Annotated in this window: 24 protein-coding genes; 12 read left to right on the plus strand and 12 right to left on the minus strand. The window is 44.4% G+C overall.

What is annotated here, in order from left to right:
• Positions 1–3: 3 nt before the first annotated feature.
• From F899_RS08750 to F899_RS08760, 3 genes are all read right to left on the minus strand, one after another.
• Entirely contained in the window at positions 4–1,338 is a 1,335-nt protein-coding gene (locus F899_RS08750; RefSeq protein ID WP_171056680.1) for a DcaP family trimeric outer membrane transporter, read from the minus strand.
• Between the two features lie 111 nt (positions 1,339–1,449).
• Entirely contained in the window at positions 1,450–2,820 is a 1,371-nt protein-coding gene (locus tag F899_RS08755; protein ID WP_005222225.1) for an MFS transporter, read from the minus strand.
• Between the two features lie 415 nt (positions 2,821–3,235).
• Positions 3,236–4,150: a LysR family transcriptional regulator gene (locus tag F899_RS08760; RefSeq protein ID WP_005222226.1), complete on the minus strand. Its 915-nt coding sequence runs from the start codon at positions 4,148–4,150 to the stop codon at positions 3,236–3,238.
• Between the two features lie 114 nt (positions 4,151–4,264).
• On the opposite strand from F899_RS08760, the gene F899_RS08765 reads away from it, so the two are divergent.
• The 12 genes from F899_RS08765 (at position 4,265) to pcaD (ending at position 15,521) form a co-directional block, all read left to right on the plus strand.
• On the plus strand, positions 4,265–5,374 hold the full coding sequence (locus tag F899_RS08765; RefSeq protein ID WP_005222227.1) for a muconate/chloromuconate family cycloisomerase: 1,110 nt from the start codon (positions 4,265–4,267) through the stop codon (positions 5,372–5,374).
• A 23-nt stretch (positions 5,375–5,397) separates the two neighbouring features.
• Positions 5,398–5,688 (plus strand): muconolactone Delta-isomerase, encoded by a 291-nt coding sequence (catC, locus tag F899_RS08770; RefSeq protein WP_004809440.1) that lies wholly within the window; start codon positions 5,398–5,400, stop codon positions 5,686–5,688.
• Positions 5,689–5,850: 162 nt separating this feature from the next.
• Entirely contained in the window at positions 5,851–6,771 is a 921-nt protein-coding gene (catA, locus tag F899_RS08775) for a catechol 1,2-dioxygenase (protein ID WP_004894948.1), read from the plus strand.
• Between the two features lie 75 nt (positions 6,772–6,846).
• Positions 6,847–8,235 (plus strand): benzoate 1,2-dioxygenase large subunit, encoded by a 1,389-nt coding sequence (gene benA, locus F899_RS08780; protein WP_005222229.1) that lies wholly within the window; start codon positions 6,847–6,849, stop codon positions 8,233–8,235.
• A complete protein-coding gene (gene benB, locus F899_RS08785) occupies positions 8,232–8,723 on the plus strand; it encodes a benzoate 1,2-dioxygenase small subunit (RefSeq protein ID WP_004809446.1) in 492 nt (163 codons plus the stop codon). Before benA ends, benB begins: the two co-directional genes overlap by 4 nt.
• A gap of 93 nt (positions 8,724–8,816) precedes the next feature.
• Complete coding sequence (benC, locus tag F899_RS08790) at positions 8,817–9,833, plus strand: benzoate 1,2-dioxygenase electron transfer component BenC (RefSeq protein WP_004894952.1); 1,017 nt, start codon at positions 8,817–8,819, stop codon at positions 9,831–9,833.
• A gap of 17 nt (positions 9,834–9,850) precedes the next feature.
• Positions 9,851–10,636, plus strand: coding sequence for a benzoate diol dehydrogenase BenD (gene benD / locus F899_RS08795; protein ID WP_004731107.1), 786 nt, complete (start codon positions 9,851–9,853; stop codon positions 10,634–10,636).
• Between the two features lie 58 nt (positions 10,637–10,694).
• Positions 10,695–11,915 (plus strand): benzoate/H(+) symporter BenE, encoded by a 1,221-nt coding sequence (benE, locus tag F899_RS08800; RefSeq protein WP_005222231.1) that lies wholly within the window; start codon positions 10,695–10,697, stop codon positions 11,913–11,915.
• Positions 11,916–11,952: 37 nt separating this feature from the next.
• On the plus strand, positions 11,953–12,624 hold the full coding sequence (locus F899_RS08805) for a 3-oxoacid CoA-transferase subunit A (RefSeq protein ID WP_005222233.1): 672 nt from the start codon (positions 11,953–11,955) through the stop codon (positions 12,622–12,624).
• Between the two features lie 19 nt (positions 12,625–12,643).
• Positions 12,644–13,297, plus strand: coding sequence for a 3-oxoacid CoA-transferase subunit B (locus tag F899_RS08810; RefSeq protein ID WP_005222235.1), 654 nt, complete (start codon positions 12,644–12,646; stop codon positions 13,295–13,297).
• 171 nt (positions 13,298–13,468) lie between these two features.
• Positions 13,469–14,674 carry a 3-oxoadipyl-CoA thiolase gene (gene pcaF, locus F899_RS08815; protein WP_005222236.1) on the plus strand — a complete coding sequence of 402 codons (1,206 nt, stop codon included), beginning with the start codon at positions 13,469–13,471 and terminating at the stop codon, positions 14,672–14,674.
• Between the two features lie 67 nt (positions 14,675–14,741).
• On the plus strand, positions 14,742–15,521 hold the full coding sequence (gene pcaD / locus F899_RS08820) for a 3-oxoadipate enol-lactonase (protein ID WP_005222239.1): 780 nt from the start codon (positions 14,742–14,744) through the stop codon (positions 15,519–15,521).
• A gap of 67 nt (positions 15,522–15,588) precedes the next feature.
• Here pcaD and F899_RS08825 read toward each other — a convergent pair whose 3' ends face one another.
• The 9 genes from F899_RS08825 to ureE form a co-directional block, all read right to left on the minus strand.
• Positions 15,589–16,476 carry a DMT family transporter gene (locus F899_RS08825; protein ID WP_005222240.1) on the minus strand — a complete coding sequence of 296 codons (888 nt, stop codon included), beginning with the start codon at positions 16,474–16,476 and terminating at the stop codon, positions 15,589–15,591.
• A 100-nt stretch (positions 16,477–16,576) separates the two neighbouring features.
• Positions 16,577–17,689, minus strand: a complete 1,113-nt coding sequence (locus F899_RS15795) for a hypothetical protein (protein ID WP_005222243.1) — start codon at positions 17,687–17,689, stop codon at positions 16,577–16,579.
• A gap of 74 nt (positions 17,690–17,763) precedes the next feature.
• Entirely contained in the window at positions 17,764–19,464 is a 1,701-nt protein-coding gene (gene ureC, locus F899_RS08840; RefSeq protein WP_005222254.1) for an urease subunit alpha, read from the minus strand.
• 15 nt (positions 19,465–19,479) lie between these two features.
• On the minus strand, positions 19,480–19,788 hold the full coding sequence (locus F899_RS15800; protein WP_004809471.1) for an urease subunit beta: 309 nt from the start codon (positions 19,786–19,788) through the stop codon (positions 19,480–19,482).
• Positions 19,789–19,797: 9 nt separating this feature from the next.
• The gene (gene ureA, locus F899_RS08850; RefSeq protein ID WP_005222257.1) at positions 19,798–20,100 is read right to left on the minus strand and encodes an urease subunit gamma; all 303 of its coding nucleotides are present in this window, start codon (positions 20,098–20,100) and stop codon (positions 19,798–19,800) included.
• Positions 20,101–20,370: 270 nt separating this feature from the next.
• Entirely contained in the window at positions 20,371–21,252 is an 882-nt protein-coding gene (locus F899_RS08855) for an urease accessory protein UreD (RefSeq protein ID WP_005222259.1), read from the minus strand.
• Positions 21,253–21,282: 30 nt separating this feature from the next.
• Positions 21,283–21,897 carry an urease accessory protein UreG gene (gene ureG / locus F899_RS08860; RefSeq protein WP_005222262.1) on the minus strand — a complete coding sequence of 205 codons (615 nt, stop codon included), beginning with the start codon at positions 21,895–21,897 and terminating at the stop codon, positions 21,283–21,285.
• Between the two features lie 17 nt (positions 21,898–21,914).
• Positions 21,915–22,580, minus strand: a complete 666-nt coding sequence (locus F899_RS08865) for an urease accessory protein UreF (protein ID WP_005222263.1) — start codon at positions 22,578–22,580, stop codon at positions 21,915–21,917.
• The gene (gene ureE / locus F899_RS08870) at positions 22,567–23,049 is read right to left on the minus strand and encodes an urease accessory protein UreE (RefSeq protein WP_008307360.1); all 483 of its coding nucleotides are present in this window, start codon (positions 23,047–23,049) and stop codon (positions 22,567–22,569) included. Before ureE ends, F899_RS08865 begins: the two co-directional genes overlap by 14 nt.
• Between the last annotated feature and the right edge of the window lie 30 nt (positions 23,050–23,079).

Consider the following 23,079-nt stretch of genomic DNA (forward strand, 5'->3'; position numbering starts at 1 on the left):
GTATTAAAAGCTATAGATCGCAACGGCGTTAATCCGGTTATCTTCACCCTTAGTGCTACCATTCGTGGCTGCACCTAATGCTTCACGTTCACCATATACATATTCAAAACCAAAGCTGAGTGGCTTGGAAGGGTTATAAAATACATTGGCCCATGCCTGCCAAAGGTCCTTGTTAATTGCTGTTGGATTCGCGGTAGCAGTAACATATCCATTATCTTGCTCGAAATTCATATAACCATAGCCCAAGGTACCACGTAACTTGTCATTAAACTGCTGGGTTAAACCGACAGTAATCGAGTCGAACTCACTCTGTAAAAGATCCCCGTTCGTCGCTCTGACTACACCAGGATTAGCATAAGACACAAAGCTGCTATCCCCTTTGACATGATAATAGTCGGCTTTTAAAGTAATACTGGGTACGACTTCATATTTTGCACCAAGTCCTACACCCCATGCCATTTTTTCATCTCCATTGACACGCTTTTCATTCCCCATGGCACGGGCACTGACGGAAAGATTATCAGCAAACTTATGATTTAGACGTACTGTCAAAGCCGGTAAACGCTGTTTAATACCAATAATGGTTCCATCTTTTGGATCTTCTACTGCAAGGACCAGATTGGTAGCAGGACTAAAGGTACTGGTATGACGAACCTGAGGCGTACGCTTTACTGCACCACCTGCATAAGCTAAAGCATCTACAGTTTCTGGCATATAATCCGGTATAGCAAAGTTTGACCAGGTCTGACCAATCAGCCAGTTGGCATAACTCATATAAGCATGACGGATACGTAAATTATCCAGACTTGCGCCACCCAGGAAATCTACTTCAACTTTAGCACTCAGGGCTTTGTCCCCAGCACCTACAGGGGCTTTAAAGTCCATCCCTAGACGGGTTGCAGAAAGTGTTGATTTGAACTCATCACTGCGCTCGCCTACACCCTCAAGTGGAACAGCATTAATCTGGTTGTACATACGTGTAGCTGCACCGCCTTCAGCCTGATAAGAGGCATCGGCACGGACATTCCCGTAAAGATTGAATTCAGCACCACTAGCAAGTTTCATCACAGGTTTGGCTGCTGGTGCTATAGCTGCCGGTGTTGTTGCCTGTGCTGTATATGTAACTTGTCGAGACTGTTGCTGTTCAAGCATGGCACGCAAGGCTTTGACTTCCTGACGTAACTGCTCGATTTCATCCTGACTGGATTGAGCTGTGCTTTGCGCTATAGCTGACAGGCTGATACCGCCTATACTTATTGCCATCATGCTCATCAAAACTTTATGTTTGAAGGTTGAATTGTTGATTGATTGTTGATTAGTGAATTGCGACATGTTCATCCTAAACTCGCTTTTTTATTATGCAATTTAATTCCAGTAACCGGTCACCACCATTTATGATGGTGACCTATTCCATTGAAATATTTAACTTATTAACTGATATTTTCTTTATTAATTCGCTTCTTTGGCAAGTATGGCTTCGCCCGATTCAGAGGTTTCAAGGACTTCACCATCTACAGAAGCTTTCAGGTTCACCAGAAAAATGGCCAGCGCTGCAATCACGCCCGGAATCGCGATGGCAAAGAAGTTCATTTGGTGTGGTAGTTCCATTGTCAGCAATGCACCTGTCAAAACGGGCCCAACGATGGCACCAATACGACCAATTCCCGATGCCCAACCCATTCCGGTAGAACGCACAGTAGATGGGTAATATTGTGCAACAAAGGTATATAACAAGATCTGTGAACCGATCGTTGCAGCACCAGCGATTGCAATCAGGGTATAAAGTACAAACTGCGGGCTGTTAAAACCAAGCAGAATTAAGGCAGATGCGCCACACAGGAACATAATGGTCAGCACTTTTTTGATATGGAATTTATCAGCCAGATAACCCCCGCCAATTGCGCCAATCATGCCGCCAATATTCAAGGCGAACAGGAAGATCATACTAGCACCCAATGAGTAACCCGCCTGAATCATCAGCTTTGGTAACCAGCTTCCCAATGCATACACCATCAATAGACACATAAAGAAAGCAATCCAGAACATGAAGGTACTGAATGTACGACCTTTCTGAAATAATGCTTTTAATGGTGCTTCATCACCCTTTTTCACTTCATTCAGGACAAATTGAGAATTTTCTGTAATATCTTGAGCAGGTGAAATCTTTTTAATGATGTTTCGTGCTTCTACAGTCTGATTTTTGACGGTTAGATACATCAACGATTCAGGCAGGAATTTCCAGATTAACGGTAAAGCCAATAAAGGAACACCGGCAATATAGAACATGATCTGCCAGCCAAACTGTGGTACCAGCCATGCACCTAAAAGTGCAGACGTCATACCGCCAATCGCATAACCACTAAACATCAGGGCAACCAAAGTGCTACGGATACGTTTTGGCGCATATTCGGTCATTAGCGCTACAACGTTTGGCATAACTCCGCCAATGCCAAGACCAGCCAGAAAACGTAAAATTCCAAACTCTACCGGTGAGCTGGCGAATGGCCCCAGGAAGGTAAATCCGCTAAAAATTGCCACACAGAGCATAATCGTTTTCTTACGCCCGATTTTGTCGGACAGCGTGCCGAAACTCATGGCACCAAACATCATGCCGAACAAGGCAGTACTAGCTAACATCCCTGCCTGTACCGCTGTTAAAGACCATTCCTGCATTAATAATGGTAAGGCTACTCCATAAATCACCAGGTCATAGCCATCAAAAATAATAATGATCAAACACCAGATCAGAACACCCCAGTGAAATGGTGTAAATTTCGCTTCATCAATTAATGTATTGATATTGACTTTGGTTGCTTCCATCTTTGCCTCCTGCAAATGCAACGTTCCAATTAATGGAGCAACAATGCAGCATGGCTGGATAAATGTCCAAAACCGAATATATCTATATCTATACCTTCAAAGTTGTTTACAGGCAGAATCGACCTTCCAGGACCGATGTTTTCATCATAAATCGGGTTTGCTGGCTGAAATACCTGGTTTTTATATAGGTTTAGGGTATGAAAGAACCTAAAAGGTTGAATGTCAGAGCACTTTGATCAGCAATCAAACAAAATAGGTATAAAAGGAGGATTTAAAATTTTCTTCTATATCAAAATTTCCCGATTGCACTAAAGTCGTAGATCACTGCATACTTTTTTTAGAGGGTAAGGAGAAAATTCCGCCCAAGCCTTAAACTTAAGTCTAAGGCGCGGTATATTCAGGGATAAATTCATGTCTAAAAACTGTTTCTATCATATTTAATTGCTTCCAAATCATACACTTGGTAAATACAATCAAATAAGGACATGATATCTTCACTCTCGTCCATATTGCGCATAGTCAGAAAAACCGGGCTGACTGCGCTCTCGTCCAGAATCGGGATATAGTTAAGGTGAGCTAACTGAATCGAATGAGCACTTTCCGGTACAATACATACACCCTCACCCGCTGCGACCAGTCCCAGCGCCAGCTGGATTTCCCTTACAATTCGGACATGTTGTGGTTCCAGATTATATTCTGAAAATAATCCCTGTACCTGGGTGGCGAAACTTGGAGAGGTATGGTTAGGATAGAGAAATAATTTTTCATCAACAATATCAGCAAGATATATCCCTTTATTATGGGAAGATAAAGGATGGCTGGAATGTACACCGAGTACCAGACGTTCTTCACGCAACAGTACCCGCTTTAATGCCGGATCAGAAATACGTAAACGCCCAAAGCCAACATCTATACGCCCTTCTTTCAGTGCCTTAACCTGTTCCATGGTGGTCATTTCCACCAGTTCAATTTTCAGGTGTGGCTGTTGCTGCCTATATAAGTAGACAATGCGCGACAGCAATCCATAAAGCAGAGATCCAACAAAACCCATGGTAACCGTGCGTTCCACCATACCAATACGCCTGGTCATGGACTTCACTTCTTCAGCATTGGCCAGAATTTTTACCGCATGCTGGTAGAAAAAATAACCAGCCTGAGTGGTTTTAAGTGGTCGACTGCCACGCTCAAATAACGCAATACCAAGTTCTGCCTCAAGATTTTGAATCTGACGGCTTAATGGGGGCTGGGCAATAAAAAGTTTCTCTGCAGCTTTAGTAAAACTTTGCTCTTCAACTACTGCTACAAAATACCTTAAATGTCTGAGCTCCATAACGTGCATACCTTTTAAATATAATAAAATGCAAAAATGGTCTTCGACAGCCATTTATGATTCTTTTAAGGTATATCAAGTCAAAGCATTAAAGCAAGAATGTGAACCCGTATTATGTATAAGTCAGTTGAAACCTTGCTGGTAGAAATTCCAACCATTCGTCCTCACAAGATGGCAGTGGCGACGATGCAAACCCAGACCCTGGTATTGGTCAAAATCACCACTGAAGATGGTTACATCGGTTGGGGTGAAGCAACAACTATCGGTGGCTTAGGTTATGGTGATGAAAGCCCTGAAAGTGTCAAAGTAAATATTGATACTTATTTTGTACCGCTTTTAAAAACATTATCAGGCTTAAATGTTGCACAGACATTACAAGCAATCAAAAAAAATATTAATGGCAACCGTTTTGCGAAATGTGCCATTCAAACTGCCCTGCTGGATATTCAGGCGCAGCGTTTAGGTTTACCACTTTCTGAACTTCTAGGCGGTCGTTTACGTGATGGCGTACCGGTCCTCTGGGTACTGGCTTCTGGGGATACTGAAAAAGACATTGCTGAAGCACAAAAGATGCTGGCTGCAAAACGCCATAACTTCTTCAAGCTAAAAATCGGTTCACGTCCAGTAGAAGCAGATGTTGAACATGTTCTGGCAATTAAAAAAGCCTTAGGCAATGACGTTTCTATTCGTGTCGATGTGAACCGTGCCTGGTCAGAGCTAGATGCGATTAAGGGCATTACTCTACTACAGGAAGGTGGCGTTGACCTGATTGAACAGCCTTGTGCTATTGACAATATTGATGCCATGCAACGTCTGACCCGTCGCTTTGATATTGCCATTATGGCCGATGAATCACTGATGGGGCCAAGCACTGCCTATAAGCTGGCTCGTACTAATGCAGCTTCTGTATTTGCAGTTAAAGTGGCGCAATCAGGTGGTTTGCTGGAAGGCCGTGATGTCGCAACAGTAGCTAACCTTGCAGGGATTGACCTGTATGGTGGCACCATGCTGGAAGGTTCAGTAGGAACAATTGCATCCGCTCACCTGTTCTCGACCTTTGAGAATCTGGCCTATGGTACTGAACTATTCGGCCCGCTACTGCTGACAGAAGAAATTCTGAAAACACCACTGCAATATCAGAATTTTGAGCTGCATCTACCGCAAGGTGCCGGTCTGGGCATTCAGCTGGATGAAGACAAGATCGACAATTTACGCCGTAAATAAGCAATTAGATTGAGGAGTGAGACATGCTGTTTCATGTACGTATGGATGTAAATATCCCGCTGGATATGCCTGCCGAGAAAGCCAACGAAATCAAGGCTGTTGAAAAAGCCTATTCACAGGATTTACAGCGCCAAGGTAAATGGCGCCATATCTGGCGCATCACAGGCCAGTATTCAAACATCAGTATTTTTGATGTGGAAAGTAACGAAGAGCTGCACAACATTTTGCAGGGCTTACCACTGTATCCATATATGGATATCGAAATCATGGCACTAAACCGCCACCCTTCTTCAATCCGGGAAGATGACACCTGATCACAATGACCGAGACCTGGAACATGCCAGGTCGGTCAAATCTGAACACATCCGATGAGGGTATTCAGAGGGTAATTAACAAAGGACTGTGGCAGCCAAGTTTCAGCCATAAGGATTGAAACAACAGCCACCAATAAACAGACATACTTAAGGAGCAATAGTATGAACCGTCAACAAATTGATGCATTAGTTAAACAAATGAACGTGGATACAGCCACAGGTCCTGTAGACGAGCGTGTCCAGCAAATCGTTGTGCGCCTGCTAGGTGACCTTTTCCAGGCGATCGAAGATCTTGATATTTCTCAGTCAGAACTGTGGAAAGGTCTGGAATACTTTACCGATGCCGGTCAAGCTAATGAATTGGGCCTACTGGCTGCAGGCTTGGGTCTGGAACACTACTTAGACTTACGTGCTGATGAAGCAGATGCCAAAGCAGGTATTACTGGCGGTACGCCACGTACGATTGAAGGTCCGTTATATGTGGCGGGTGCTCCTGAATCTGTCGGCTTTGCCCGTATGGATGATGGCTCTGAAGAAGGCAAAATTCCGACACTGATCATTGAAGGTACAGTTAAAGATACTGACGGCAATATCATTGAAGGTGCCAAAGTTGAAGTTTGGCATGCCAACAGTCTGGGTAACTACTCATTCTTTGACAAGTCACAGTCTGACTTTAACCTACGCCGTTCTATTTTCAGCGACCAGGATGGTAAATATGTGGCTTTAACCACTATGCCAGTAGGTTATGGCTGTCCTCCAGAAGGCACGACTCAATTCGTACTGGACAAATTAGGCCGTCACGGTAACCGTCCATCACACGTGCATTACTTCGTTTCTGCACCGGGTTACCGCAAGCTGACAACTCAGTTCAACATCGAAGGCGACCAGTACCTGTGGGATGACTTTGCATTCGCTACTCGTGAAGGCCTGGTTGCAACTGCGGTTGATGTAACTGATGAAGCTGAAATTGCAAAACGTGGTTTGAAAGGTCCTTTCAAACATATTCAATTTGATATTGAACTTGTGAAAGAAAAAGCAGACGCACCTTCTACTGAAGTTGATCGTCGCCGCGCAAGCGCTTAATGCAAAATGGATTCGGGGTGTAATCATTAGATTCATCCCGATGACTTCCCCTCCTTGGAAAGTCGGAGAACGGACATGCCTCGTATTCCTGTAATTAACACCAGTCATCTTGATCGTATTGATGAGCTTCTAGTTGACGATTTTGAATCTGGTGAATTTAAACTTCACCGGTCTGTATTCACAGACCAAGCTCTGTTTGACCTGGAGATGAAATACATCTTTGAAGGCAACTGGGTTTATCTTGCACATGAAAGCCAGATTCCAAACAATAACGACTTCTATACTACCTATATTGGTCGTCAGCCGATCATCATTGCACGTAACCGTCAAGGTGAACTGAATGCCATGATCAATGCCTGTTCGCATCGCGGTGCACAATTGTGCCGTAACAAAAAAGGCAACAAAGCAACTTATACTTGCCCATTCCATGGCTGGACGTTTAATAACTCAGGTAAGTTATTAAAAGTAAAAGACCCGGCTGAAGCGGGTTATTCAGACTGCTTTAACAAAGACGGTTCACATGACCTGAAAAAGGTTGCCCGTTTTGAAAACTATAAAGGTTTCCTGTTCGGCAGCTTGAATCCGGATGTTCCTTCTCTGGAAGAATACCTGGGCGAAGCGACCAAAATCATTGACATGATCGTGGGTCAGTCTGAGCAAGGCCTGGAAGTTTTACGTGGTTCTTCGACTTATACCTATGAAGGTAACTGGAAGTTGACTGCTGAAAACGGTGCCGATGGTTATCACGTGTCTGCAGTACACTGGAACTATGCTGCAACGACTCAGCAACGTAAAGAAAAAGAAGCTGGCGATAACATCCGTGCTATGAGCGCAGGTTCATGGGGCAAGCAAGGCGGTGGTTCTTACGGCTTTGAACACGGTCATATGCTGCTTTGGACGCAATGGGCTAACCCGGAAGACCGTCCTAACTTTGCCAAGAAAGATGAATACACTGCGCAATATGGCGAAGCTATGGCGAAGTGGATGATCGAACGTTCACGTAACCTGTGTATCTATCCAAACGTTTACTTCATGGATCAGTTCGGTTCACAAATCCGTGTGCTGCGCCCGATTTCTGTCGATAAGACTGAAGTGACGATCTACTGTATCGCGCCTGTAGGTGAAGAGCCGGAAGCACGTACCCGTCGTATCCGTCAGTATGAAGACTTCTTTAACGCATCAGGTATGGCAACCCCAGACGATCTTGAAGAATTCCGTGCATGTCAGGCAGGTTATGCCGGTATCGCGCTGGAATGGAACGATATGTGTCGCGGTTCTAAACACTGGATCCAAGGCCCGGACGATGCAGCCAACGAAATTGGTTTAAAACCAAAACTGTCTGGTATTAAAACTGAAGATGAAGGTCTATACCTGGCTCAGCACCAGTACTGGTTAGAACTGATCAAAAAAGGCATCGCGACTGAAAAAGAAATTGCAGCATCTACTGAAGGAGAAAACGCATGAGCGACATCACTTTAGAAAATATTGCGCAGTTCCTGTATCAGGAAGCCCGCTTTTTAGATGATGAACAATGGGATGACTGGTTAACTTGTTATGCCCCTACTGCGTCTTTCTGGATGCCAGCCTGGGATGACGACGACAAACTGACTACAGATCCACAGTCTGAAATCTCGTTGATTTACTATCCAGACCGTCAAGGTTTAGAAGACCGTGTGTTCCGTATCAAGACTGAACGTTCATCTGCAACCATGCCGGATACCCGTACCAGCCATAACATCAGCAATATTGAACTTGTTGAACGTGATGGCGACAAGGTCACTGTACGTTTTAACTGGAATACCTTGAGTTTCCGTTACAAAAACAGCTACAGCTACTTCGGTATGTCACGTTATGAAATCGATTTTTCAGGCGATAAACCACAAATTTTAAGCAAATACGTGGTACTGAAAAATGATTACATCAATCAGGTTATCGACATCTATCACCTTTAAGACTGTTTTTATTACAGCCAGGTAAAACCTTTCAGCCAGATGGAAAATTGGCTGAAAGGTCCAGTTACAAAGATTTATATAGGATATTCAGCCATGTCAAACCACAATGTTGCACTTCAATTTGAAGATGGCGTTACACGTTTTATTTCTGTTGCCCAAGGCGAGACCCTGTCTGATGCAGCTTACCGTCAAAAGATCAATATTCCTTTGGACTGCCGTGATGGTGCTTGTGGAACGTGTCGTGCGTTTTGTGAATCAGGTTCATTTGACATGCCTGAAGAAACTTATATTGAAGATGCATTAACCCCAGAAGAAGCAGCTGAAGGCTACATTCTTGCTTGCCAATGTAAACCGACCTCAGACGCCGTATTTCAGATTCAGGCCTCTTCGGAAGTGTGTAAAACTGAAATTCACGCATTCCAGGGTACTTTGGCGCGTGTCGAAAACCTGTCTGACTCGACCATTACCTTTGATATTCAGTTAGATGAAGGTCAACCAGATATTCACTTCCTTGCTGGTCAATATGTGAACGTGGGTATTCCAGGTACAACTGAAACCCGTTCTTATTCATTCAGCTCTAAACCAGGCAACCGTTTAACCGGCTTTGTGGTACGTAACGTACCGAACGGTAAAATGAGTGAGTTCTTGAGTGTCAATGCCAAAGCTGGTGATAAAATGACTTTCACCGGTCCATTTGGTAGCTTCTACCTGCGCCCTGTGACCCGTCCAGTATTGATGCTGGCGGGTGGTACAGGTATTGCACCATTCATGTCGATGCTGCAAGTGCTGGAAGAAAAAGGTTCAGAACATCCAGTGCGTTTAGTATTTGGTGTGACCAATGATTTCGACTTGGTAGCGATTGAAAAACTGAATGAACTACAAGAAAAATTCTCATGGTTCGAATACCGTACAGTGGTTGCTAACCCGGAATCGGCACATGAGCGTAAAGGCTATGTGACCGGTCATATCGAAAACGAATGGCTGAATGGCGGCGACGTAGACATCTACCTATGTGGTCCAGTACCAATGGTAGAAGCGGTTCGCGGCTGGTTAGATGCTGAAGGCGTTAAACCTGCAAGCTTCCTGTTTGAAAAATTCTCTGCCAACTAATAGAGGGAATTTGTTCAATGTCTAACCGTCAAAGATTTGAAAATAAAGTTGTAATCGTGACGGGTGCCGCGCAAGGCATCGGTCGCGGTGTCGCGCTGCAAGTGGCGAGCGAAGGCGCCCAAGTCGTCATGGCTGACCTTTCCCCTTATGTAGAAGAAGTTCTGGCTGAAATTGAAGCGACTGGCGGTGATGCGATTACGGTCAAAGCCAATCTGGAAACGTTTGCCGGTGCTCAATCAGTCGTTGAAAAAGCGCTAGAAACCTATGGCCGTGTCGATGTCCTGATCAACAACGTCGGTGGCGCGATCTGGATGAAACCTTTCGAAGAATTTTCTGAAGAGGAAATTATCAAGGAAGTGAACCGTTCATTGTTCCCGACACTGTGGTGCTGCCGCGCAGTTCTTCCGGAAATGATTAAAAATCAGAAAGGTACCATTGTAAACGTATCTTCTATTGCGACACGCGGCATTAACCGTGTGCCATATTCAGCATCCAAAGGTGGTGTGAACGGCCTGACCGCTTCCCTTGCCTTTGAACATGCCAAAGATGGTATCCGTGTCAATGCAATCGCGACGGGTGGCACTGAAGCACCACCACGTAAAGTACCGCGCAATGCCAATCCATTGACTGAATCTGAAAAACAATGGATGCAGCAAGTGGTTGATCAGACCATTGACCGTACTTTCATGGGACGCTACGGTACGATTCAGGAGCAAGTGAATGCAATTGTATTCCTGGCTTCGGATGAATCATCTTATATGACAGGTACAGTGGTACCGGTCGGTGGTGGTGATCAGGGCTAATCCTGATCATCACGATTTTTAACAGGCTCATGGTTCGACGCAAGGAGGCACATCACCAATGAACACCCTGTTTCAGACATTAAAAAATGATTGGTCCATTTCAGCCACTGTTGCAGGATTCTTAGCAGTGCTGATTTCCTATTCAGGGCCACTGATCATTTTTTTCCAGGCGGCACAGCAAGCTCAGGTTTCCCCAGACATGATGATTTCATGGATTTGGGGAATTTCTATTGGGGCTGCGCTCGCAGGTATTTTTTTATCCATTAAATACAAAATACCTGTCGTCACCGCCTGGTCTGCGCCCGGAACGGCTTTATTAGTCACGCTGTTTCCGGATATTTCGCTCAATGAAGCGGTTGCTGCCTATATCACCTCTGCTGTGGTGATTTTTTTCATTGGGATCACCGGTTATTTCGACAAATTGCTGTCCTGGATTCCTCAGGAAGTGGCTGCCGGAATGATGGCGGGGATTTTACTGCAGTTTGGTTTAGGGGTGTTCACCGCGACCGATACCATGCCCTATATCGTCTTTGGCATGCTGGCGGTATTTTTGCTGGCCAAGCGTTTTAGTCCCCGCTATGCCATGGTCTGGGTGCTGATTGCCGGTGTGGTTTTAAGCATGCTACTCGGCAAGATTAACCCAGTCACGGCAGATTTCAGTCTGGCGATTCCGCAATTTATTGCACCAGAATGGACCTGGAGTTCAACCCTGAATCTGGCCCTCCCGCTCATTCTGGTCAGCCTGTCTGGCCAGTTTTTACCGGGAATGGCGATTATCAAACTCAGTGGTTATGACATGCCCGCCAAGCCGATTATTAGTGCAACCAGTATTGCCTCGCTTGCAGTCGCCTGTGTGGGGGGTATTACCATCGTACTGGCCTCGATCACAGCTGCATTGTGTTTAGGCAAAGACGCACATGAGCTAAAAGAAAAGCGTTATATCGCCGGTGTGGCGAATGGGCTTTTTTATATTTTGGGCGGCTTATTTGCCGGCAGCATTGTCATGCTGTTTAGCCTGATGCCCAAAGAACTCATTGCAGCTTTGGCAGGACTGGCATTGCTCGGTGCGATTGCTACCAACATTTCCGTGGCCATGGGCAAAGAATCACAACGTGATGCAGCATTGATCACCTTTTTAGCGACTGCTTCCGGCATGCATTTCTTAGGACTGAGTTCAGTCTTTTGGGGAATTTGCATTGGCTTGGTCGCACATTTTCTGCTGTCACAGAAAAACCGTAACGCAGTTCCAGTTACAGCATCAGATTCAAAACGAGTTTAAAGACATCCATCAGTTTAGGATATGTAAGGACCAGATTATGATAGATAAAAGTTCATTATCATTGAAAGAAGCACTCTCCCAGATCAAGGACGGTTCTACCATTATGATCGGTGGTTTCGGTACAGCGGGTCAGCCTGCTGAACTGATTGATGGTCTGATCGAATTGGGTATTAAAAACCTGATTATTGTCAACAATAATGCCGGTAATGGCGATTACGGCCTGGCGAAACTGCTTAAAGCTGGCGCTGTCCGTAAAATCATTTGCTCTTTCCCGCGTCAGTCTGACTCGTGGGTATTTGACGAGTTATATCGTGCAGGCAAGATTGAACTGGAACTGGTGCCGCAAGGTAATCTGGCTTGCCGTATTCAGGCAGCAGGTATGGGCTTAGGTCCAATCTACACGCCTACCGGTTTTGGTACTTTGCTGGCTGAAGGCAAACCGACCATGAACTACGAAGGTAAAGACTACGTTTTAGAAAATCCAATTAAAGCTGACTTTGCTTTAATTAAAGCTTCTAAAGGCGACCGTTGGGGCAATCTGGTCTACCGTAAATCTGCGCGTAACTTCGGCCCAATCATGGCAATGGCAGCAGATGTGACCATTGCTCAAGTTTCTGAAGTGGTTGAACTGGGTGCACTGGATCCAGAGCACATCATCACCCCGGGAATTTTTGTTCAACACATTGTTCAAGTTAAGCCTGCACAATAATTGGCATCGGAGATAAATAATGAGCTATAGCAAACTGACCCGTGACCAGATCGCTGAACGTGTGGCACAAGATATTCCTGATGGCGCTTATGTGAACTTGGGTATTGGTTTACCAACAAAGATTTCAAGCTATCTGCCAAGCGATAAAGACGTCTTCCTGCATTCTGAAAATGGCCTGTTGGCTTTCGGTCCTCCTCCTGCTGAAGAAGACCGCGATCCTGAACTGATTAATGCTGGTAAAGAATTCGTGACCTTACTTGAAGGCGGTTCTTTCTTCCATCATGGTGACTCTTTCGCAATGATGCGTGGCGGTCACTTAGACATCGCCGTACTGGGTGCTTTCCAGGTCGCTGAAAATGGTGACTTGGCGAATTGGCATACTGGTGCTCCAGATGCAATTCCTGCAGTCGGCGGTGCGATGGATCTGGCTGTGGGTGCAAAAAAAGTCTTTATTACCACAGATCACGTGACCAAAAAAGGCGAGCCAAAAATTGTGGCTGAACTGTCTTATCCTGCGACTGGATTGAAATGTGTCGACCGTATCTATACCGACCTGTGTGTGATTGATGTGACCAACGAAGGTATGAAAGTGATTGAGAAAGTCGAAGGTCTGTCATTTGAAGAATTGCAGTCATTGACTGGCGCCAAGTTGATTGATGCGACTCAAGGTTAAGACGCTTTAAAGAAATTTAAAATCCTCCTCATCCTCCTGAGCAAAACTTAAGCATTACTTTAAGTTGATGCGCAAGAAAGGGAGACTTTATATCGAAACTCAAAGCTTTTTGAGTCCGGGTAAGTCTCCCTCCTTTCAGGAGGGATTAAGGGAGGTAAAAGGATTAAATAAATGAAAAACGCATATATTATCGATGCTATCCGTACCCCATTCGGTCGTTATGCCGGTGGCCTCGCCCCTGTCCGTGCAGATGACTTAGGTGCTGTACCAATCAAAGCCTTGATGGAACGTAATCCATCGGTGAACTGGGAACAGGTCGATGACGTGATCTATGGCTGTGCCAACCAGGCTGGTGAAGACAACCGTAATGTCGGTCGTATGTCATCCCTGCTTGCAGGTGTGCCTTATCAAGTGCCGGCAACGACCGTGAACCGCCTGTGTGGTTCATCGATGGATGCAGTTGCGATGGCAGCACGGGCGATTAAAGCCGGTGAAGCCAATCTGATTATTGCCGGTGGTGTAGAAAGCATGTCGCGTGCTCCATTCGTGATGGGCAAGTCAGAAACGGCGTATGGCCGTAGCCAGAAGATTGAAGACACCACCATGGGCTGGCGTTTTATCAATCCGAAACTGAAAGAAATGTACGGTGTAGAAACCATGCCGCAAACGGCTGAAAATCTGGCGGAACAGTTCAACATCAACCGTGAAGATCAGGACAAGTTTGCCCTGACCAGCCAGCAACGTACCGCAGCAGCGCAGGCCAATGGTTTCTTTAAGAATGAAATCGTGCCTGTGGTGATTCCGCAGCGTAAAGGCGATGCGGTGGTTGTCGATACTGATGAACATCCACGTGCCTCTACCACAGCAGAAGCATTGGCAAAACTGAAACCAGTGGTGAAAGCAGACGGTACGGTAACGGCGGGTAATGCTTCTGGTATTAACGATGGTGCGGCTGCTCTTTTAATCGCATCTGATGAAGCGGTTGCTCAACACGGCTTAAAACCACGTGCCAAAATTATTGGCTCAACAGTTGTGGGTGTTGAACCACGTATTATGGGCTTTGGTCCAGCACCTGCCATCAAAAAGCTACTTGCTCAAACCGGCTTAACGCTAGAGCAAATGGATGTAATCGAACTGAATGAAGCTTTTGCTGCTCAAGCACTGGCATGTACCCGTGACTTGGGTATCGAAGAAGGTTCAGAGAAAGTTAATCCAAACGGTGGTGCAATTGCTTTGGGTCATCCACTCGGTGCATCTGGCGCACGTCTGGTGACGACTGCGCTCAACCAGCTGGAACAAACCGGTGGTCAATACGCTCTATGTTCAATGTGTATTGGTGTCGGTCAAGGCATTGCTTTGATTATTGAACGTGTTTAATTATTAAATGCTCTCTCGATCCTCCTTTCGTAAAGGAGGGATTGAGGGAAGATGAAGGATTTAAAAAATGCCAACATTTACATCGAATGATGCACAGATCAACTACCAGACCTTTGGTGATGCATCTAAGCCAGCCTTGATTTTTTCTAATTCACTGGGCACCAAATTCAGCATGTGGCAACCACAAATTGAATTTTTCCAGCAAGATTATTTTGTAGTGTGTTATGACACTCGCGGTCATGGGGCTTCATCTGCACCGCAAGGTCCGTATAGCCTTGATCAACTGGGTCAAGATGTTGTAAACCTACTTGATCATTTAAAAATTGAGAAAGCTGCGTTCTGTGGTATTTCAATGGGTGGTTTAACCGGTCAATGGTTAGCAATCAACAAGCCCGAACGTTTTAGCCACGTGATTATCTGCAATACTGCTGCCAAGATTGGTCAGGAACAGGCCTGGAATGACCGTGCCGCGCTGGTGCGTGAACAAGGTTTACAACCGATCGCATCGACAGCAGCATCACGCTGGTTTACCGATCCCTTTATCCAGAGCAACGCAGCGATAGTTGCAGAGCTTTCAAACGACCTTGGAGCTGGCAGCCCGGAAGGTTATGCGAGTTGCTGCGAAGCTTTGGCTAAGGCGGATTTACGCGAACAGATCAAAACCATTTCTGTGCCGGTACTGATTGTGGCTGGTCAGCAAGACCCTGTGACAACAGTTGCAGATGGTCAAGCCATGCAAGCTGAAATTGCACAAAGCCAGTTGTTTGAAATCAATGCCTCGCACATTTCCAGTGTGGAGCAACCGGAGGCCTTTAATCAGGCCGTTCAGAAATTTATTGCAGCTTGAACACTAGATGCAAAGAAAAAGCCACTGTTGATCAGTGGCTTTTTTTCTGGATCAAATTAAGTAAGAATTAAGCCCAAATCACTAAGATTGCTGCAATCACCACCAGCACCAGTCCCCAATGTTCAGCCTTGGCCAATTTATCTTTAAAGAAATACGCCGAGATCAGCATACTAAATAAAATCTCGATCTGCCCTAAGGTTTTCACCACCGGTACACTCATCATGCTCATGGCAGTAAACCAACCAAGGGATGCTGTGAAACTACAAAAGCCTACTTTCATAGTCAGTCCCATACGTTCACGCATAGCAACGAGTGTTTTACGGCTAAATAGGCTTAAATAAATGAGCATGCTGATGCATTGGAAGCCAATGACTAAAATTAATACCCAAGATGCACGGTGTAATACAGGCAAATTAGTTAGTTCTAGACTGGCTTCTCGAACTAAAAGGGACGTAATGGCAAAACAAAGCCCACTACCTACCCCGATCATCAACGTTTTAGCAGAAAGTCCACTCAGTTGGTTGCCTTTACTTAGTAAAAATACTGCATAACCGCCAATGAGTACGCCAATCCAGGCTAAGAACGATAAATGATCTGATAGAAAAGCCACGCCAATAATCGCGGCTAAGATAGCTTCACTTTTGGCTAAACCAACACCAATAGCATAATTTTTTTGTTTAAACAGTTGCACCATCAGTACAGTGGCAAGAATTTGGCTCACTCCTGCAATGAAAATATATATCCAATACTTTGCAGTAAAATGCACAGCTTCAATGACTGGGTAAAAATGGTACAGTAGTTGGATATATATAAATGCAAGTGGAAAACCAAACAAGAAACGCGCAAGCGTTACGCCCCAGACGTCAACAGTCGAACTCAGTTGTTTTTGAAATGCATTACGCCATGCCTGCATGAATGCAGCCATTAAGGTAAAGAAGATCCAACTGATTGCCATGTCTAATCTGCTGTTAGGTTAAAAGTGAAATAATTTTATGCCTTTGCAGATGAGATGACTAATTATAAATATGATCGGAATTGATAGCAGAAAGTTTGGATTACCTTCTAAATTCACTCACTAATTTGGCAAGTTGCTCCATTCCATCAAAAGTGGTGGGAATTTTATCGTCTGATGAAACTAATGGTGAGAAGATAATATTTTCAAATTTCTCAAAACCTGCTTTATTTTTAGTATGCAATTTTTCAGAGTCTTCTGCATAGTTATGAATAAACTGACAGAGTGCCATTCGAAGTTCGAGTTGCATCATTTGAGATTGAACTGAACGCACATGCTGCAATCCTACTCGAGTAAAATAAAACAGAAACAACATTAATGTCGTAATTGGTATTGCTAAAAACCACATTGATGCTAATTTAGCTTCGTAGCCTGTCAAAATTAAAATAATGATTGCAATAATTACAGCTAATGGCACACATACTAGGGTAGCTCCAAATTGCGAATAACCTTCTCTTCTTTCTTTTAACTCTAATTTTTTCTGTTCATAAAGCTCCTTAAAACCTTTATTTAATAAGACAAAATCATAAGTTTGCTTACTATGCTCAAGTTTATTTTCCAATTCTGAAACAATTTTTTGTTTATATTCAAAAGTTTCTTCCCATTTTTTTATCATTTCAAAAGTTGTTGTGTTGGTTTCGACAAAGCTTTTGAACTCTGAAAAATCTTTTTCCTCTAAAAAAATTCTGATTTCATTTAATCTCGTATCACTATATATCTCTTTGCAAATTCTGTATGGTAATTCATCTAAATAATCAAAGTATATTTTATATTTTTGATATTCTTCTTTTTTTAAATCATAAACTTTATCCTTAAACTTATTAAAAACTATATTTTCACTATATTCACCTAATCTAAAATATGCTTCTTGAAAATAAATAAAAACAATGATCGTAGTTACTTTCAATAGTTCTAAATCATTATTTTTATTATCAGCATATGCGTCGACTAAATTAAATAAATTCCATTTCTTAGTTTCATGTAAGTTATTTTCTAGTTGCTCTATGGATTCATTATTAAATACAAAATCAACTCTCAAAAGGTTTTGAGCCCAATCTTTAAGAATCGGATCAGATGATTCCATAGCTTTGCTAATTACTGCTTGGATACGATTGATTGCACTAGTAAAATCATTACTTTGTAAAGAAAATCCCACAATTGCCTCTTATTTTTATTTAAGTAAATAATTTAACTATAAATTAAAAGCCCCAATTTTTGGGGCTTTTTATATCAAAACAAGAAATACCTTTGCGCCATCGGCAATACTTCCGCGGGTTCACAAGTCAACAATTTCCCATCTGCCCGAACTTCATAAATCTCCGGGTCAACTTCCATCACAGGACAGTAAGTATTCAACTTCATATCTTTTTTCTGAATATCCCGTGTGCCTTTACACGGACTAATCAACTTTTTCAGACCGAGCTTTTCATGCACACATGCCTCTATCGCCACTTGCGATAAGAAGGTAATACAGGTGTTATGCACACCACGCGCATTGGCACCGAACATCGGACGATAATGCACAGGCTGAGGTGTTGGAATGGACGCGTTAATATCGCCCATTGGCGCAGCTGCAATCATCCCACCTTTAATAATCATCGACGGTTTAACGCCAAAAAATGCAGGTTTCCATAAGACTAAATCGGCAAGTTTACCTACTTCCACCGAACCAATTTCATGACTTAAACCGTGCGTGATGGCAGGGTTAATCGTATATTTGGCGATATAACGCTTTACACGATTATTATCATGTGTGGCATTGTCACCCTCCAAAGGTCCACGCTGCACTTTCATTTTATGTGCGGTTTGCCATGTGCGAATCACGACTTCACCGACACGCCCCATTGCTTGCGAGTCTGATGACATCATGGCAATTGCGCCCAAATCCTGCAAAATGTCTTCCGCTGCAATAGTTTCACGGCGAATACGACTTTCCGCAAATGCCACATCTTCAGAAATTGCAGGGTCTAAATGATGGCACACCATCAACATATCCAAATGCTCATCAATGGTGTTGATGGTATATGGACGGGTTGGGTTGGTCGAAGATGGCAATACGTTCGGCTGACCAATAGCTTTTGAAATATCAGGCGCATGTCCGCCACCAGCGCCTTCAGTATGGTAGGTATGAATGGTCCGGTTTTTAAATGCTGCCAAAGTTTCTTCTAGAAAGCCGCTTTCATTTAGTGTGTCTGTATGAATCGCCACCTGTACATCATACTGATCTGCGACGGTTAAGCAGTTATCAATAGCTGCAGGTGTTGAACCCCAATCTTCATGCAGTTTTAAACCGACCACACCCGCTTTAATTTGCTCGGCTATCGGTTCAGGTTGACTTAAATTACCTTTGCCCAATAAACCAATATTCATCGGTAAATCATCAATGGCTTGTAACATAGTCGAGATATGCCACGGCCCCGGTGTCACTGTGGTTGCTGATGTGCCTGCCGCAGGTCCTGTACCACCGCCAATCATGGTGGTCACACCTGACATCAATGCCGTTTCCACTTGTTGCGGGCAAATCCAGTGAATATGGGTATCCACACCGCCAGCAGTGAGAATCTGCCCCTCACCTGCAATGACTTCGGTTGCAGCACCCAATGGAATAGTAATATCAGGCTGAATATCAGGGTTGCCTGCTTTACCAATTTTCCAGATGCGGCCATTTTTCAAACCAACATCTGCTTTGACAATACCCCACCAATCGACAATTAGTGCATTGGTAATCACAGTATCAGCAACGTCATCGGCTAAAAGCTGAGATTGCCCCATTCCATCACGAATGACTTTACCACCACCAAATTTGACCTCTTCCCCATAGGTGGTGAGGTCTTGTTCCACTTCAATAAACAGTTCGGTGTCGGCTAAACGGACACGATCGCCAACCGTTGGACCAAACATTTCCGCATAAGCACGGCGTGACATTTTCATTTTATAAGTATTCCTTTAGTCCAACTTGCCCATGACCCGACCTGCAAAGCCATACACTTCGCGCTTACCGGCTAAAGCCACCAATTCAATATCACGGCTTTGTCCAGGCTCAAATCGAACGGCTGTTCCTGCTGCAATATTTAAGCGATAGCCATGGGCTTTTTCGCGGTCAAATTGCAAAGCATCATTAGCCTCGGCAAAGTGAAAATGTGAACCCACCTGAATCGGACGATCACCCGCATTAGCCACGGTCATCTTTAAAGTTTGTCTACCCACATTCATTTCAATATCAGTATCTGGCGTAAAAATTTCACCCGGAATCATATAACGCTCCTAGACAATCGGTTGATGCACAGTGACGAGCTTAGAGCCATCAGGAAAGGTCGCTTCAACCTGAACTTCGGCAATCATTTCAGGTATACCTTCCATGACATCATCACGGGTCAGTAAAGTCGTGCCGTAGTGCATCAACTCGCTCACACTCATGCCATCACGTGCACCTTCCAGTAAAGCAGCAGAAATAAAGGCAATGGCTTCCGGGTAATTTAATTTCAGCCCGCGTGCCTTACGGCGCTCTGCCACCAGTCCTGCAATAAAAATCAGCATTTTGTCCTTTTCAGTCGGATTTAGTTCCATGTCTATTTCCTATTTCTTCAATATTTTTAATGCAAAATGTGTGCACGTTATAGAAACCTCTCCCTAACCCTCTCCTTATAGGAGAGGGAAATTCACCTGTATGTAAAAACTCCTTCTCCCTTTGGGAGATGAGAAGCACTGCTTCACAAGGAGGGATTAATAAAATTGTCCTAAATCCATTTCTATAAATCTCCCCAATCTCTCTTTATGAAAGAGGGGCTTTTCTCCTCCCTTTTTAAAGGGTGAGTAGCACGGCTACGCAAGGAGGGATTACGTCCGCCAAATCCTCGGAAACTCTTCATCTAGTCCAAACCAGTAACGACGCAGTCGTGCACGAATCGCAGCAAATGCATCATGACACTGGCGCACGTCATCCCCGAGATAACGCGCCGTCAGCACATCATCCAGTAGTGTTAATGTCACCGGTACATCCATACGCATGAGGAGTTCACGAATCAGATCGATGTGCTCATCCAGATAAAAACTTGCACGATATTTTTCAGGCGGTACAGCCCATAGATTGCCCATCACAGCATGTCCATTCATACCCAGACAGGATTTTAGCCAGCGATCCTGTCCTGAGAATTTCAGCTGATCTGCGACCAATAGCTTTGCACCGCGATACAGTAAAAAACGGCTGCGATACCCGCCCTGCTCGAACTGCTCGTATCTTGCCTGACGGCCAATCACCAGCATGTCCCAACCAATAAAACTGGCAGTTTGATCTAAGTGAATGGTGGTGGACGCATGTGCATTGGCACCATCAAATAGCATGGTTTCCTGCGGCAGCCATTCAAAAATCCCTTTTTCTTCCACACGAATATCAATATGCTGATAGGCCTGTTTCAGATTAGTCTTGTACCATTTACCGGCACCTGGTGTGGTCACCAGTCCGTGCGCATTTGCTCCGACGCGCATATCGAAACTCAGATGATCTCCTCCGGCAATTCCGGCAGGTGGATGTACAATAATTGCATGACAGACTCCGGTTTTTTCAGGCCACAGCATTTTTTGCACACGAACCGGGCCCTCATGCTTGCGATGCTGCAGAATGGTTCGCCCATTACTGCAATCTGCCTCAAAACCCAGTTGCAAACGTGCAAACCAGAGTTTTGCTGCTGAGCCGTGTTCTGCTTCTACCACGCTATTCATTTCGTTGTGCACTTATCCTGACTAACTAACCTATGCCTTAAACAGACCTTGTTTTTCGATAAATTCAATAATTTGCTCAAGACCATCTTTGGTTTTCATATTGGAAAATAAAAATGGTTTCTCGCCACGCATACGTTTTGCGTCTTGATCCATAACATCCAAATTTGCCCCCACCATCGGTGCTAAGTCGGTTTTATTAATGATCAGTAAGTCCGATTTGGTAATACCCGGGCCACCTTTACGTGGAATCTTTTCACCACCAGCAACATCAATCACATATAAAGTCAGATCAGACAGCTCAGGACTAAAGGTTGCAGCCAGGTTATCTCCACCACTTTCAATAATGATCAGCTCCAGTCCATCAAACTTTTCACACAGGTCATCAATAGCTGCCAAGTTAATCGAGGCATCTTCGCGAATCGCAGTATGTGGACAGCCACCAGTTTCAACACCGACAATACGGTCAGGCGACATGGCTTCATTACGGGTCAGGAAGTTCGAATCTTCCTTGGTATAAATGTCATTGGTGACCACGGCCATGTTGTATTTATTTCGCAATACCTGACACAAATTCAGGGTTAAAGCAGTTTTACCTGAACCCACTGGGCCACCGATTCCAACGCGTAATGGACTACGTTCTGACATAATTTTTCCTTTAATTTTTAAGATCTAAATAAACGGGAATACTGATTTTCATGGCGCATGCTCAGCATGGCGTAATTCGGCAAAGCGCTACTCATCTCATCATCACTCAGGTTAATGGCACGCTCGATAAGTGCCGGAATTTCTCCATGCAGATGCCAAAGAATCCGCTGACCACTCATTTGCCCCAAAGGCACTGTTTTCACAGCGGCTAATACCTGATTTTCCAGAACAGCAAATGCATAAGCAGTCAGGACATCATCGACTTCTAAATGCAATTCGCCACACAACTGGGCATAGACTGGAACGTAGCCATACTGTTTTTTAACTTTTACTGGTCGCTTGAGTACATCGCGAATCCAGGCATTCAGCGAAAATGCCAGCTGCTGGGATTCTGCCAGTAATTCCTTACTTTCACGGCTTGCCCTGTAAATTTCAGCCCAATGCTGAAATATGATTTCATCGTCATAACTTTGCATTAAGCATTTTAAAATTGGCAGTTCGAACCGCAGCAATAGCATTTCCAACACTTCATTAAAGTAGGCAATGCTGGAAGCTTCGTCATGAATCAAGCCGGTATCAATCGCGCTTTCAACCCCTTGTGAATAGCAGTAAGCACCGACCGGTAGTGCCGTCGAAGACAGGGTTAGCAGGCTGAGTAGTTGCGAAGCCTTAATGTGCGACATGATGCAGTGACTTGATTGGGCTTAAACGGTGATCATGCTGGTGCTGTGCATAAGCGCCGCTCTCTGGTTCAAACGGATGTTGTACTGTATCTACATGTAAACCCAAACCTTCGACCATTTCAGCCAGCACATGATCCGGTTCAAAGTAGAGTGCCGTTGGTGTCAGCATCAGCGGCACATGACGGTTACCCAGGTGATAGGCTGCCTTCAAAAGATCAAATTCATGATCTGCGGTGACCTGCATCAAGGTTTCTGGCTTGGCATTAACACGCAGCAATTCACCACGATCGGTGGCGATGACTGAACCACTACGTAAAATCCCGGTACGTGGCAGGTCTGCACCAATATCGGTGCCATTTTTTAGCGTAGCGCGGAAACGGCTTTTTTGACGCGTATCAAAGCTAAGTTCAATGCTTTCAATATCAGTAGAGTGACTGGCATCTTCCAAACGTTGGGTAAAAATCTTCATCTTGGCCCTATATGCATCAATTTGATTCAT

Source organism: Acinetobacter sp. CIP 101934 (assembly GCF_000369585.1).
Lineage (GTDB): Bacteria > Pseudomonadota > Gammaproteobacteria > Pseudomonadales > Moraxellaceae > Acinetobacter > Acinetobacter schindleri.

Excerpts from the sequence above, each read along its gene's own strand:
- F899_RS08750 (WP_171056680.1), bottom strand. The coding sequence starts at position 1,338 with ATGAACATGTCGCAATTCACTAATCAACAATCAATCAACAATTCAACC.
- F899_RS08755 (WP_005222225.1), bottom strand. The coding sequence starts at position 2,820 with ATGGAAGCAACCAAAGTCAATATCAATACATTAATTGATGAAGCGAAA.
- F899_RS08760 (WP_005222226.1), bottom strand. The coding sequence starts at position 4,150 with ATGGAGCTCAGACATTTAAGGTATTTTGTAGCAGTAGTTGAAGAGCAA.
- F899_RS08765 (WP_005222227.1), top strand. The coding sequence starts at position 4,265 with ATGTATAAGTCAGTTGAAACCTTGCTGGTAGAAATTCCAACCATTCGT.
- catC (WP_004809440.1), top strand. The coding sequence starts at position 5,398 with ATGCTGTTTCATGTACGTATGGATGTAAATATCCCGCTGGATATGCCT.
- catA (WP_004894948.1), top strand. The coding sequence starts at position 5,851 with ATGAACCGTCAACAAATTGATGCATTAGTTAAACAAATGAACGTGGAT.
- benA (WP_005222229.1), top strand. The coding sequence starts at position 6,847 with ATGCCTCGTATTCCTGTAATTAACACCAGTCATCTTGATCGTATTGAT.
- benB (WP_004809446.1), top strand. The coding sequence starts at position 8,232 with ATGAGCGACATCACTTTAGAAAATATTGCGCAGTTCCTGTATCAGGAA.
- benC (WP_004894952.1), top strand. The coding sequence starts at position 8,817 with ATGTCAAACCACAATGTTGCACTTCAATTTGAAGATGGCGTTACACGT.
- benD (WP_004731107.1), top strand. The coding sequence starts at position 9,851 with ATGTCTAACCGTCAAAGATTTGAAAATAAAGTTGTAATCGTGACGGGT.
- benE (WP_005222231.1), top strand. The coding sequence starts at position 10,695 with ATGAACACCCTGTTTCAGACATTAAAAAATGATTGGTCCATTTCAGCC.
- F899_RS08805 (WP_005222233.1), top strand. The coding sequence starts at position 11,953 with ATGATAGATAAAAGTTCATTATCATTGAAAGAAGCACTCTCCCAGATC.
- F899_RS08810 (WP_005222235.1), top strand. The coding sequence starts at position 12,644 with ATGAGCTATAGCAAACTGACCCGTGACCAGATCGCTGAACGTGTGGCA.
- pcaF (WP_005222236.1), top strand. The coding sequence starts at position 13,469 with ATGAAAAACGCATATATTATCGATGCTATCCGTACCCCATTCGGTCGT.
- pcaD (WP_005222239.1), top strand. The coding sequence starts at position 14,742 with ATGCCAACATTTACATCGAATGATGCACAGATCAACTACCAGACCTTT.
- F899_RS08825 (WP_005222240.1), bottom strand. The coding sequence starts at position 16,476 with ATGGCAATCAGTTGGATCTTCTTTACCTTAATGGCTGCATTCATGCAG.
- ureC (WP_005222254.1), bottom strand. The coding sequence starts at position 19,464 with ATGAAAATGTCACGCCGTGCTTATGCGGAAATGTTTGGTCCAACGGTT.
- F899_RS15800 (WP_004809471.1), bottom strand. The coding sequence starts at position 19,788 with ATGATTCCGGGTGAAATTTTTACGCCAGATACTGATATTGAAATGAAT.
- ureA (WP_005222257.1), bottom strand. The coding sequence starts at position 20,100 with ATGGAACTAAATCCGACTGAAAAGGACAAAATGCTGATTTTTATTGCA.
- F899_RS08855 (WP_005222259.1), bottom strand. The coding sequence starts at position 21,252 with ATGAATAGCGTGGTAGAAGCAGAACACGGCTCAGCAGCAAAACTCTGG.
- ureG (WP_005222262.1), bottom strand. The coding sequence starts at position 21,897 with ATGTCAGAACGTAGTCCATTACGCGTTGGAATCGGTGGCCCAGTGGGT.
- F899_RS08865 (WP_005222263.1), bottom strand. The coding sequence starts at position 22,580 with ATGTCGCACATTAAGGCTTCGCAACTACTCAGCCTGCTAACCCTGTCT.
- ureE (WP_008307360.1), bottom strand. The coding sequence starts at position 23,049 with ATGAAGATTTTTACCCAACGTTTGGAAGATGCCAGTCACTCTACTGAT.